This window comes from Algoriphagus sp., assembly GCF_046296635.1.
Classification (GTDB): domain Bacteria; phylum Bacteroidota; class Bacteroidia; order Cytophagales; family Cyclobacteriaceae; genus Algoriphagus.
Genome location: NZ_JBKBKZ010000014.1, coordinates 84,558 through 98,134, shown reverse-complemented (window position 1 = coordinate 98,134; position 13,577 = coordinate 84,558). Strand labels below are relative to the sequence as shown.

Annotated in this window: 11 protein-coding genes; 2 read left to right on the top strand and 9 right to left on the bottom strand. The window is 32.9% G+C overall.

Features of this window, described 5'->3' with window-relative positions:
• Positions 1–6 precede the first annotated feature (6 nt).
• The 7 genes from asnB to ACK4HU_RS12060 are packed head-to-tail and all read right to left on the bottom strand — an operon-like array spanning position 7 to position 8,787.
• A complete protein-coding gene (asnB, locus tag ACK4HU_RS12090; RefSeq protein ID WP_409807078.1) occupies positions 7–1,971 on the bottom strand; it encodes an asparagine synthase (glutamine-hydrolyzing) in 1,965 nt (654 codons plus the stop codon).
• A gap of 45 nt (positions 1,972–2,016) precedes the next feature.
• Complete coding sequence (locus ACK4HU_RS12085) at positions 2,017–3,552, bottom strand: hypothetical protein (protein ID WP_409807076.1); 1,536 nt, start codon at positions 3,550–3,552, stop codon at positions 2,017–2,019.
• Between the two features lie 58 nt (positions 3,553–3,610).
• Entirely contained in the window at positions 3,611–4,366 is a 756-nt protein-coding gene (locus ACK4HU_RS12080; protein ID WP_409807074.1) for an FkbM family methyltransferase, read from the bottom strand.
• A 43-nt stretch (positions 4,367–4,409) separates the two neighbouring features.
• Positions 4,410–5,420, bottom strand: a complete 1,011-nt coding sequence (locus ACK4HU_RS12075; RefSeq protein WP_409807072.1) for a glycosyltransferase — start codon at positions 5,418–5,420, stop codon at positions 4,410–4,412.
• A gap of 22 nt (positions 5,421–5,442) precedes the next feature.
• Positions 5,443–6,426, bottom strand: a complete 984-nt coding sequence (locus ACK4HU_RS12070; protein ID WP_409807070.1) for a glycosyltransferase family 4 protein — start codon at positions 6,424–6,426, stop codon at positions 5,443–5,445.
• Complete coding sequence (locus ACK4HU_RS12065; protein ID WP_409807068.1) at positions 6,423–7,439, bottom strand: glycosyltransferase; 1,017 nt, start codon at positions 7,437–7,439, stop codon at positions 6,423–6,425. Before ACK4HU_RS12065 ends, ACK4HU_RS12070 begins: the two co-directional genes overlap by 4 nt.
• Positions 7,423–8,787, bottom strand: a complete 1,365-nt coding sequence (locus ACK4HU_RS12060; protein ID WP_409807066.1) for a hypothetical protein — start codon at positions 8,785–8,787, stop codon at positions 7,423–7,425. The genes ACK4HU_RS12065 and ACK4HU_RS12060 overlap by 17 nt, the downstream gene beginning before the upstream one ends.
• A 462-nt stretch (positions 8,788–9,249) precedes the next feature.
• Here ACK4HU_RS12060 and ACK4HU_RS12055 point away from each other — a divergent pair, with 462 nt between their 5' ends.
• Positions 9,250–10,686: an MBOAT family O-acyltransferase gene (locus tag ACK4HU_RS12055; RefSeq protein ID WP_409807064.1), complete on the top strand. Its 1,437-nt coding sequence runs from the start codon at positions 9,250–9,252 to the stop codon at positions 10,684–10,686.
• A gap of 2 nt (positions 10,687–10,688) precedes the next feature.
• Positions 10,689–11,696: a hypothetical protein gene (locus tag ACK4HU_RS12050; protein ID WP_409807062.1), complete on the top strand. Its 1,008-nt coding sequence runs from the start codon at positions 10,689–10,691 to the stop codon at positions 11,694–11,696.
• Here the strand turns inward: ACK4HU_RS12050 and ACK4HU_RS12045 are convergent.
• Both ACK4HU_RS12045 and ACK4HU_RS12040 read right to left on the bottom strand, forming a co-directional pair.
• Complete coding sequence (locus ACK4HU_RS12045; RefSeq protein WP_409807060.1) at positions 11,693–12,595, bottom strand: hypothetical protein; 903 nt, start codon at positions 12,593–12,595, stop codon at positions 11,693–11,695. The genes ACK4HU_RS12050 and ACK4HU_RS12045 overlap by 4 nt on opposite strands.
• A complete protein-coding gene (locus ACK4HU_RS12040) occupies positions 12,592–13,458 on the bottom strand; it encodes a class I SAM-dependent methyltransferase (RefSeq protein ID WP_409807057.1) in 867 nt (288 codons plus the stop codon). Before ACK4HU_RS12040 ends, ACK4HU_RS12045 begins: the two co-directional genes overlap by 4 nt.
• Between the last annotated feature and the right edge of the window lie 119 nt (positions 13,459–13,577).

Below are 13,577 nucleotides of genomic sequence, written 5' to 3'. Positions count from 1 at the left end.
TTAACTCTAAATTTTTGTTTTGAAATTTTGTCTTTGCAACATCCAAAGGTGGAAACAAACCATCCTCCATGGCTCAAAACTGAATTCAGTCAAGCCATCTTGCATTTTTCTCAGGTAATCCTTGCTTTCAAATGAATTTACTAGGTTTGGGTTTGTCTGACTAAATGCGTCAATTATTTCCATAAACCACTTCTTTCCTTCCAAACCAATCCAGCGTTCCTCAGGCGAAACGAATCCCATTTTGTCTTTCCTTTCCAAAATTTCCTTTGGAAGCAAATTTTCAAAAGTTTTCCTAGTTAGATATTTTTTTATGCCCCTAAAATAAATGAATCTCTCGGGCAGCCCTAATGTAAACTCCATCAATCTATGATCCAGATATGGATGCCTAGATTCTATTGAAAAGGCCATACTATTTCTGTCTTCATACCGTAAGATGGAAGGTAAAGGGTCCTCATTAATATGCCGAAGGAGCTGATCTTTTAGATTTAAGGGTTCCCCTAGTTCGTATAAAGAAGATCTTAAAGAAAGCCAAGATGGTTGGTAGGGCTTTGGTTTTCTAAGTTTATTTGGGAGTAGGAAATTGAAAAATGCAGGAAATTTGACCCTTAAAGCTCCGAGCAAGAACCCTTTAGGCCAGGTTCCTTTGGTCTTATAATAGGCTATACTTTCTTTAAATAATTCCATAAAATTCCAATTATCCAGCAAACCGGCATACAATGGCATGTCTAACCCCCAATACCCCCCTAGTTGTTCGTCAGCTCCTTGTCCGTTCAACATTACTTTTATGTCTAATTTTCCAGCGAGTTCGTAAACACACCACTGAGCAAACATGCTAGTACTTGCAAATGGATAATCCATGTGCCAGATAATTTTATCAAGATCATAAATCAGTTTCTCAAAAGAAGGGAAAACTTTATGAGCTTCGGTGTCTGCAGATTTTACTACCGTTTCTGCAAAACTCCATTCGTCATATTTAAGATCTTCACTGCAAGAGGTTATGCTTATTAATTTACTCTCTTTAGATCCGCGTTCATTCAATATTTCTCTTAGAAGAGAAAACACGGTCGGAGAATCAAGCCCACCAGAAAGGGCGCCTCCAATTTTAACATCAGCCCTAAGTCTGATTTTAATACTGTCCTTCAAGAGCTCCCTATATTGCTTCTGAGCTTCTATAAAAGAACCTTTCCATGGTTTGGGAATGAAGTTATACCATTTTTTTATTTCGTGAATTCCAGTTTCAAGGTTTACAATAATCATACTGCCCCTAGGACAGATTTCGATCCCTTTTTCCATAGTTTGGAAAGTATGATCTACTAGACCTTGGCTCAAGAAATCATAAGCCAAATTTAGGTCAAGATTAAATTCATATTCAGGCAAGACTCTTAGTTGTTTAACCTCGGAGGAAAATGCCAAATAAGTTTCAGAGATGGTATAGTAAAGCGGTTTTATTCCAAATCTATCTCTAACCACATATAATTTGTTTGTTTTGGTTTCGAACAGACCAAATGCAAACATTCCATTAAATTTATTAAGACAATCCTCACCCCATTCACTCCACGCTAGGATGATTATTTCTGTGTCGGTATTAGAGCTAAATGAATAACCAAGAACTTCAAGTTCTTTTTTGATTTCCAAATAATTAAATATTTCACCGTTGTAGGTTAAATATATCTTTAAATCATCGTTTCCATAGGGTTGATGACCTAAAAAGGAGGAATCTAAAATAGCTAATCTCCTATGTCCAAAGCCTAATTTCCAACCAAAAAAATCTTTGGGAATTCTTGATAATTTTAACCCACTTTTACTGGCTTTACTTGTTTCTTTACCCGAGTATTTTTCTATTTTTCCATCTTTGGAAACCAACAAATACCCCTCATCATCTGGTCCTCTATGGGAAACTTCAGATGTCATATCTTCTAAATAGGAAGAGGTAATTTGGCTATAGCAGAAAATTATACTAATTCCACACATTTAGTGAAATAATTTTTTAGATTAAGGTAGGAAAGGTATCATCATTTAATCATGAATTGGTACTTTCTTTTTGTATTCGTTTTCAAGTAGTAAGCTCAACTTTGTGGATTTCAGTGATTTCAATTCATCTCCTTTACTATTAGAGGTAATTTGTTGCCCAATTTCTCTATACATTTTCCTGAGGTAGGCCAATTTATCACAACTATATTTCCGAATGATTTTTTCATTACACTCACTCTGATAGTGCATAGAATCGGTAACTGTAGCCCTAAATCTGGAAGATGAAAATTCCACATATTCCCTCATCCCAATTCGATTGGACCCAACATCAGAAAGCGATATGATTCCAATGGCACCATTTTTTAGCCAAATAATGAGTAACAGCTCCTCTTTAGATAGAATTTCTACTTTAAAATCAGTCCAATCACAATAATCGTTCAGAAATAAGAAATGATCTATCCAATGACATGCATTTGAAATAATTCTACTTCCTGAAACTGGCCAGTTGTACCAATGAGCCTTATGAAGCGGGATTTCAAAAACTGTTGCTTTAAAGTGAATAGGTTCTCCTTTATTGATTTGGAAATCGTTGAAAATAAAATCATTGAAAATCTGATACCTTTTCTGAAAACATTGATAGAATGGTTTTTTTAATTGACTAACGGTAGCTTCAAAAGAATTGAAATCTTCCATTGTCGTTGCAATAGGTTTCTCGATTACCGGGATTACTCCCATTTTAAGCGCATCGATAGCTAAATTTGCATGCGTATGGTGAAAACCAGCAATTAGCCATACGGGATATTTCTCGTCTCCTAAATCTGCATGTGGGTTGGTGGATTTAGGTAAATCTCCTGCTTCAATGAGCAAGCAACTATCGATCTCATGGACTTTGTGTAAATGAATAAATGGTCTCAGGTAAGGCAAAGTAATTGTTCTGGCATAGTTTCCAAACCCAAATAAAACAGCCCCTATTTCATTCTTAGCCGGTAAATGTTTTTTTTGTTTCTGTTCCGGCTGCGTCAGAAATGCTGCTGAGATTGGTTTAAAGATTGATTTCTGCTTAATCAAAAGCGCTTGAATCTGATCAAAATCTAGTTCTAGAGAATTACTGGCACCTGAAATTGGGGGTAATTCATTGGCTAGGGCCTCAAGGGAAGAATCAATTTTTTGACCACCCGAAAGTTGACCCCAAAGTTTATCAGAATATTGAGGCTTTGTGATGGCTTTAGTCCAAAACGATGGTACCGCTATTAGGCTTTGGAAATGTTGGGCTGAAGAATGTGCAAAACAGAAATATTGATCTTGCTCATTTTTTCCTATTCCACATACCAGCCATTTGTCATTTCTGATTCGTTCGATTTTCTGTCTTGAAAGCACTTTTCTCAGAACATCAATTGGACGATATACTTTTGAATAGTTGAGAATCTTTTGGATTCCACTTTTTCCCTGTTCATAAATTAATCCATGGTTTCCATTAGGCCTAATTGCCAAATAAATGACTGGTTCCAAAAGAATTTCATTTTTATTGGGGGTTGGAACGAGAACTTCCTGATATAATTTAGATGCAAATCCAATTTCCATAATTTATTTTATCCCAAGTAAATATTCTGTCAGTTTTCCTTTTGGTGTTGAGCGCATGTTATCGTTTTACAAATCCCCAATCTTTTGTGATATTCGAATGAATAAATAAGGCATTTCCATAATTTTCTCCAATACAGATCGACCAATTACTGATTTCGTAAAGACCAAACATTTGATAACCCTGTTCATTTAAATGGTCTAGGATTTTTGAAAAGTAGGTATTACGTTTATTTTTCAGATCAAATCCGGTCTCTAGGTATATCAGGTCAATACTATTGGTTTTTAACATATTAGAAAATCCAGAAAGGACGTTCAATTCAAAGCCTTCAGTATCTATTTTCAGGAGATTGATGTGTGTAATATTATGCCTGATACAGAATTCGTCTCCACGCTGAACCTCTATTTCCTCTTTTTTTCCACACTCTGGATTCATAGCGAGTGGATTCAAAGAGTTCAATACAGAGTTTTCTTCCTCGTAAAAATTAATCATTACTTTTTCTTCTGTATCACCCAGTGCGATTTTGTTGAAATTCACGTTCGAAATATTACCCAAATTTTTTACCAAATTCTCATAGGTAGATTGGACAGGCTCAAAGACAAAAATCTTGGCATTAGGATGATTTTGAATCATTGCCTCAGAGAATGACCCGACATTAGCTCCAATATCAAAGACAGTAAGCAACGGTATTTGAATTTTATTTTCCAGATCAATCCATAAATCAATACCGATGGGTAAATCTTTAATCTTATAGATATAATACCCTGAAGCTTTCATCAATACTTTTCTTAAAAAGGTAGATGTTAAAAATCCCATACCTATCTGATTATAAGTTGATTATAATTAATTACTGATTAATTTAATTTAATTTTTCCAAAATTTGATCTATTTGGTTTGCGACCGAAAGTTTTGCGATGGGCAAATCATTATTTATTGCCACTATCATCGCATTAATGATTGATGATTTATCGTTTGGATTAAAGGTTAAAGATGGTTTAATAACCGCATGAACATAAGGGAGATCTGAGGCAAGAATCTTCATACCATACTGAGCCGCTTCTATAAGCCCAAGACCAAAACTTTCCTGATTAGAAGGGAAAATAAAAAAGCCTAGTTTTTGATACAACTTCCTGAGTACTTCTCTGCTGCACCAACCTAAATTCTCAACAGACAAACCTTCTGTTTGCATGGTATTAATTTTATCCAATAAAGCGGGATATTGGGGACTGATAGTAAGATATAATTTGCTTTGAGGACAAACTTTGAAAAGTTCTTTAAATGCTTCTAATAATTGAAGGTGCATTTTATTAGGATGTCCATCACTAATGTAAAGAAAGGAATATTTTTCCCGATTTGTGACAATTGTTTCTCGATTGTCAATCGAAGAATAAAAAGGCAAAACATCAATTTTTCCTGATCCTATATTCCAGTATTTGGCAAACTGAAAAGACATTTGTTCAGTTTGAACCCACCACTTATCTGTATTATTTTTGAATAATCGAATTAACCAAGATTTAGCCGAAATTAACAACCTTTCTTTAATCGAAAATTCTTTAGTGGTAAAAAAATAAATTGAGTTATGAAAATATGTATAAACATTTACTTTTAGTTTAAAAGTTGGAGGAATATTTCCAAAGCACAATACTGTGCTGAATCTATTCTGATTGGCCCGATAGAAAGAGTGTCTTTTTAGCAGCGAACTCTCCAAATATTGCACCTTATCTTCTTGAAGAAATTCGTAGTCTCCTTTTACTCGTAGATCTAACAAGTAAAAAACTTCCTTTTTACTCTTATAAAGTATTTCTACTAGATAATTTAAGAGAATCTTGCCCCCACTGTTATTTATATAGACTGCATCAAGAAGGACCATTTATTTACAATCGGAAAATAAATTAATTACTTAAATTTTTTTTGTATACATCTAAATATTGTCTAGCCACTTCAGATATGGTAAATCTATCCACATTTTTAAAACCTTGACTAACAAGTGTCGATACCATTGTAGAATCATGGATCAAATCCAGAATCGCATTTCTTATTGAATCAACCCGAAATGGATCTACAAAGTATGCCGAATTAGAGCCTGCAATCTCGGGCATTGAACTTATATTAGAAGTGATAACTGGTCTCCCGACAGCTTGTGCTTCAATGATTGGCATTCCAAACCCCTCATATTCAGAGGCAAAAAATAACATATCCGACTCCGCATAAGCTTGAATTAGCTGATCAAAACTTAAATCAGTTCGCTGCTCAAACTCAACTTTGCTTTCAAGCAATTCATCTAAAATAGATTTATCGTACAATTTATTAATAAGTAAAAGCTTAACATCCAATCCCGAACATGCTGCAATAAGACGACTTAAGTTTTTGTTTTTACCACTTCCAATTTGTAAAATGACCGGCTTTTCATTAACCACTTTTTGTATTTTTTTAAATCCGGGCAAGAGTGGATTAGGCACTACCACTATTTTATTTTCATTGACATTAATTGAATCTAATAAATCATGTTTAGTACATTCGGAAATAACAGTAATCACTTCTACTTTTTGACAGGGATCGGTGAGCCAAATTTTTTTATATACACGTTTCTTAATTCCGGATAATTCTTGATTGAAGTACCCTATGTCATGAATAGTCAAGATAGAATTTCTCTTAGGCAAACCATATGATAGAAAATGGACATCTCCAGTAATATGATTTATTTCTCCAGCATGTTTTTTAGCCCAAAGCACAGCTTCAAATCTATTCATACCTGTAGGGATATCATGATTGATGATATCCACTTCCTTTGACAATTCATTTCTTAAAGCACCAAATAATTGTTCAAAAGTGTAATTTCCGGGACGATTATCTCTATTAAAATGATGAACTATCATGCTTTGAAAGTACTATTTATATGCGAAATAACCGTTTGAGCACGCTGATCGAGACTGTGCTCTTTAAGAGATCTTTGATAACCAGCAGCAGCAATTTGGAGTCTTTCCGTTTCATTATTTAGGAAATACTCAATTTTGTCCAGAAGATCCGGAATCGACTCATAAAATCCCGCCTCAACATTTTCTTTGAAATAAAGGATAGATTCTTCGTTTTTTTCATGAAGTAAAAATCCTTTGGAAGCAGGAATATGAAAGGTACGTGAAGTAATTAAATCTCCGGATGATGCCCCCTTTACTTGTTCTGAAAGAATACCAAGGTTAATTTTTGAAGCACCAATAGCCGCGGCATACAAATCACCAAATACCCCTGAAGGTTGAATGTGACGATACAAAATTCTAGTTGTGCATTTTTCCCATTGAGTCCCCCATATCTTCAAGTTAATTGAAGGAAACCTCTGTGTGATTGCTTCAAGAATCTTTTGTTTTTTAGGGGAATAAGTACCGATAAAACTAACATCACAAAAATAGTCTGACGGAATAAATTCTTTTTCAATCGACTTATGAACTTCCGGGTCAAAGCCGTGAGGCACAAAAACCACATCTTTTAATCCTAATTGTTCCTGGTAATCCTTCGCTCCAAATGATTTGGTTGTAAAAATTTTGTCATACTTAGGCAATGTTTTTTGAAGCAAAGTACCGTGAGTGTGAAAACTAACATCTGGATAAAAATTTATAATTTTAACACCTTTTGATTTAAAAAAATCTAATGTCGAAGGAAAAACAAAAGCACCTTTATAAACTAAAACAAAGTCAGGAAGAAATCGGTCAAAAGCTTGAATGATCTGTCGATTAAAATCAACGAAGTAAAGAGGACGCAATATTTTTGATATTGACTTTATTAAGAACGAGGAAGCACTCAAAGGAATAAAATAGAATTCATCGACGACTTCAATGAGAGCCCCCGATCTTGAAAGTGCTTTAAAAAGACCACCTGCATTACTTCCTCTCCACATTGGACCTATACACAGTATTTTCATTTGATCTTTTAAGAATTAAACTAAGAATAAGTAAAACGATATAAATAGCCAAGTAAGTAATTAAAATTTGAAGATCAGCCCCAATTCCGAGAAAACCTGTAAACAACAAATATACTCCGAGAAAAGTACCTAATATATTAAATTTGGATCCATAAAAATTTGTAGAATCCCATAAAAGTTTAATAAAGACACCAATAAAAAAACAGCCGATAATGAGACCAGGCCATCCAAAATCAAGGAATAGATTGCCGGGAATAGTCATATTTATAGAATTATTATACCAATCCTCGGTTTCGCTAGCCGCATCTATTTCAAGCGCAAACCATACACCAAGGGCAATAACAGGTTTTTCAGGCCAAAATACTCTAGGCACCAAAGCAGCTGCTAAAGGAGCAGACGCAAGACCATTATAATATCCATTATCATAGGTCAAACCAATAATAGAGGAAACTTGAGCAATATTAGAAGAACGTTCAAAAGGGGACAATTTTTCTTCTTGATCAATGTCAAATAAAGCTTCGTTAGAAGCACCAACAAAAAACTGGGAAATTCGATCAAAACCAACGGACAATTGAGATCTTTGATCTCCAAATAAAGAAAAGAAGGAAAGGAAAGTTACTATAAGGACAATAACGGGTACAAATTTTAAAGAAAAGAAAGATTTCAAACTATTACTACCTATAAAATAGCTAAGTAAAAATACCAAAATAGGCAAAATTATTTCCATCCTTAAATAAGAAAACAGAAAAGCATTAAATCCAACTGAAACGGTCAGTATAATTGCAAGATTATATAGTGTTTTAATATTAAATTTTCCCGCATATTTTCCTAAAATAAATATACAAATTATAGGAATAACTTCAATAATGGTCTGAAAAGATCCTGGGAGTTCAAAGAAAATCCAATAGTTTTTGAAAGAAAATATAAGGCCAATATAGAATACTCTTTTCAAATTTTTTTCAGAAAGTTTAACTGAAAAATCTACTTTGGGAATTTTCCAAGTCATTATAGATTGATATCCGATACAAATTGCTTGATTTCCAATTGCGAAAACCAATGCTGCAATAGGGAAAAATTCGGGAATAGCATAGGGGTAAGCTGCGACACCATCCCCAAAATTAAAATCGTAAATCAACTGGATATTAGCTAAAACAGAAATCAGTAATCCTAAGAAGTAAAAATGAATGAGTGAAAACCTATTTTTTTTTAAAAAAACTGTAACTATTTCAATCAATAAAAAAAGAAAAAGAGAAATGGACGCTCCAAAATTTGGAATAGCCAAAAAAAACGCATAGTGAACAATGAACCAAAGGATGTGACGCATCAGTTAAGTAATTAACTTTTAAAGGGTTTTCAATGGAAAAATTTTGAGGCACAAGAGAATTAGATTCATCTTTTTTCAGTTACTTGCTTAAGACCGCAATTTAACACAAATTATTACTAATACAATAATGCAAAGTAATATTTTCTATTTTTAATATTAAATGCAAATAAGGAAAATAAAAATAATTTTTTGAGAACTTTATATCAACTTTTGATTTAATTGTCAAATTTATTAAATATTCCAAAAATATTATAAGTTATTGAAATGCAAGGACATAATATTTAATAAAATTATATAAATAGTTTAAAGTTAAAAAGAAGAAGCTATCCAAAATTTAAGCTCTTATTAAATTAATAATATTAAAAGCAAAAAATAATTTTAAAAAAAAAAAATTTTGAAAACAACTAAATCTGCCTATTTTTGTAATTAGATAATTACACAGCCTAAACACAAAATTAGTAAATGCTATTTAATTCCGTAGAATTTGCTGTATTTCTCCCTCTCGTATTCGCACTCTATTGGATACTAAAGAAAAAGGGAGTAGGAGCGCAGAACATATTTTTATTGGCAGCCAGCTATTTTTTTTATGGGTGGTGGGATTGGAGATTCTTGTTTTTAATATTATTCAGTACCCTGACAGATTTTTATTTGGGAAAAGCGATTTCAGCCGAATTTTCAGTTAGAAAGCGAAAATTGCTTTTGACTTGCAGTATTTTGATCAATTTGGGGCTGCTTGGATTCTTCAAATATTTCAATTTTTTCATTGAGAATTTCACCACAGCTTTCACAGTCCTAGGGGGCTCATTTGAATATTCCAGACTAGATATCGTCCTTCCTGTTGGAATAAGTTTTTATACTTTTCAAACACTCAGTTACACAATAGATGTTTACAAAAGAAAAATTCCGGCAACGAACAGTTTTATATCTTTTGCAACATACGTCAGTTTTTTTCCGCAACTTGTAGCTGGACCTATCGAGAGAGCTTCAAATTTATTACCTCAATTTGAGGAGAAAAGGAGATTCGATTATTTAAAATCAGTGGATGGACTCAGACAAATTCTGTGGGGCTTGTTCAAAAAAATTGTGATCGCTGATAATTGCGCCGAGTCGGTAAACATAATTTTTAATGATTATAATAATTTTAGCGGAATTACTCTTTTTTTAGGTGGAGTACTATTTGCATTTCAAATTTATGGCGACTTTTCGGGATACTCGGACATTGCTATTGGAACTGCCAGGCTGTTTGGCTTCAACTTAAAGCAAAATTTTGCATTCCCCTACTTTTCACGAGACATTGCTGAATTTTGGAGAAGGTGGCATATTTCCCTTTCCACTTGGTTTAGGGATTACTTGTACATTCCTTTAGGTGGTAGCAAAGGGGGATTAGCCATGAAGATTCGTAATACTTTTATTATATTCTTAGTAAGTGGCTTCTGGCATGGAGCCAATTGGACATTTCTAGTTTGGGGATTTTTGAATGCCTTGTATTTTTTACCACTTTTACTTAGAAACAAAAATCGTATAAATTTAGAGGTTGTATCAAAAAATAGGCTTTTACCAACCTTTAGAGAAGTTGTCTCAATAACTATGACATTCTTTGCAACAGTCATTGCTTGGATCATATTTAGATCTGAATCAATCACTGAGGCTTACCTTTACTTATTCAAGATATTTTCTTCGTCACCTTTGGATGGCCCAGAGCATCTACCCAAAACCACCATTTTTTTAACTATGATTTTTATTGTAATGGAATGGTTTGGAAGAGAGAATGAATTTGGAATCCAAAAATTAGGTTGGAAATGGAACAGAATTAGCAGATTGACCTTTTACTATATCCTTATTGGCTTAATTTTAGTTTTCTCAGGCCAAAAACAAGAATTTATATATTTCCAATTTTAATCATGAAATTGTTTATAAAAAAGATATTTTTATACTTCTTAGTGGGAACACTTCCCTTTATTGTTTTAATTATTGGGTATATAATTTTAGATCCATTTAGGGTTGTTTGGAAATATGACAATTATTCTAATCTTCATATCATTCCAAATCGTGATTATGTGACAACAGAAATGTATCTCAAGAATCGAAAGAATGAGGATTATAACTCTTTTATTTTTGGGAGCTCACGAACCTTAGCATTTAATCCAGACAGTTGGAAAAAGTATATCGGTCATGAAGCTAGACCATTTATATTTGATGCATCCGGAGAAACAATTTTTGGGATTTACAAGAAAATTGTATTTCTCGACAATTTAAATTCGAAATTAGAAAATGTTTTAATTGTTGTTTGCCCTGACTTAACATTCCAAACGACGGTCAATTCCCCAGGTCACCTTTTTATCAAGCATCCATCAACCTCAGGCGAAAGTTGGATTACTTTCCACTTGACTTTTTTGAAAAGCTACTTCAATACTTATTTCTTAAGAGCTTATTATGAATACACCTTTACTAAAAATATACGGCCTTTCATGTTCGATTACATCGAATTTAGAAATATATATTTTCATCCTATAACCAACAGTATGACCATTGAGGATAAAGAATTAGAAATAAACTTAAATCCTGAAAAATATTATGATGAAAGAGAAGGTGTGTTTTGGAAAAGACCTGAAAAGCAACAAGAGTATGATGAATTTATCGGAGTAACTCAAGAAAAAATGCTAAAAGAGATTTATCGCATTTTAAATTCAAAAAATAGTGAGTACAAGATAATTATAAGTCCACTTTATGAACAAAAGGAAATCAATGAAAAAGACTTGTATAAATTAGAAGAGATTTTTGGTAAAGATAAAATATTTAATTTTTCGGGCATTAATGATATTACTCTTAAATCTATAAATTATTACGAGTCAAGTCACTATAGACCTTCTGTAGGAGATAGTATTATAAACTATATTTATCAGAATTAATCCTTTGAATAACTAGACTCGAGCAATTTTGCTTTGACGACAGATTGTATATCAATATATAAGGATTTCAATTTTTCCGTGAATGTAAGTGAAACATAAGTCTGCTCAGGATCAGGAAGATCCATGATTTCCTCTGGTAATTGAAATGTATTTGGTACTGCTCTGTTATAATTTGCTCTTGAGAAAACACCAATATATTTAGTACTAGGCTCCCAAGCAAGCCATTTGTGCTTATACCAATTTCTATAGTCAAATTGGTGGCTATGTCCCCAAGTAGATATTTTTTTCAAAACTTGTTCATCGCTCAAAACCCAACAAAGATGGAGACATATTCCTTCAAGTTTGAAAGCTTTATCCATACCATTCACGAGTCTACTTATCTCAAAATGAATACCAGGCCATGAGACATTCACAGCAAAATTGGGACAAGATGAAATTACCTGATTTATTTTTCCTTCATGGTTTCTAGCCTCCATGATAAACCTTGTATTTTTCCAAAACTTTACCCAAGGACAGGTGTAGACGGGATGATTAGGATTATTTCTTATACCTTCTATATTTTTCATAAATTCTTCAGGTAGATAAAATTCATCGGCATCTTGAATGATTAAGTAGTCCATCCCCTCTTGTCGAGCCACCTGAAGTGCATGCTCTCGCTGAGCTTCGTCAGTTTCCCAAACTCCTTCGATAAATGTAATTTTTTCAGAATATGGTAGATCCTTTAGAGAATCTCGATTAAATTCAGAAACAAATTGCTTACGGGCGTTTTTATTGTACTTACTCCAAGGAACTGGACTATGGCTAAGATAGATTCTATCAACCATACCGCCGGTATTTTTAAGCATTCTATTTAAAGTTGAACTCCCATAAAATGCTAGAGTTAATATTCCAAATTTCATTGATTTCTTTTATAAATTTGATAAAACAGTCTATTTTTAATTTTAAATGCCTCTATATCTGCATGTAATTTTTCTGGAAAAAATCCATGGTTTTTCATATATAAATCAATTTCCCTCTGGGATACAACATAAACTGCATCTACATCAGGCTTGAATTCATCAATAGAAAAGCATACTGGATTTATGTTAATATAAAAACCTGGAATTTTTGATTGCAGTTTTTTACAGGTTTTAGGAATTAAAATTCGGTTATAATAGGCACTACGAATTGCATCAATAATTTTCCCCTCGGATAACAATTTTCTACCATCTTTCAAAGTACTAGCTACTTGCTGACTGATCATAAATTTATTGTCAATGTAATTAGGTGCCAAAATTGCAATTTTACCTTGATCGGAAACCAGTCTCATGCACTCTTCCAAAAACTTATGTGGGTATACGGTATGCTCTATTACAAAAACCGAAAATACCAAATCAAAACTTTTGGACTCAAAGTTATAATGCCCTGGATTTTTAATAACTTGAAAATTTGCTTTAGGAAATCTTTGTTTATTCCGATCCAAAATCTCAGATGAAAAATCAATCCCTGTGTACTTTTCTGAAAATTTAGGATTAAATTTTAGAATTGAGCTTTCCCCACATCCAATTTCCAAAATATTGGATGAAACGCTTGCCTGTTTTATAAGATGTCTATGAATTAATTGGGAATCTTCTTTCCAATAATTTTCACTTTCAGAGATATTTGAATAATAAGATAAGTTGTTGCTGTAAAATTGTGACATTTTTTCAGCCAAAGAATTTAATTTTTCTGTGTTGTTTGGGTCTAAAGAGGAAATCCAATCAATTTTATATTTTCTAAGCATATGTATTTCGTCTTAAATTTTGAAATTAATTATTTTAAGTTTATTTGACTCAGAAATAATTTTTCCAAAATTCTTAAACTTTCTTTCTTAAAATTTTGAGAAACCTTTCGGTTTAGGTA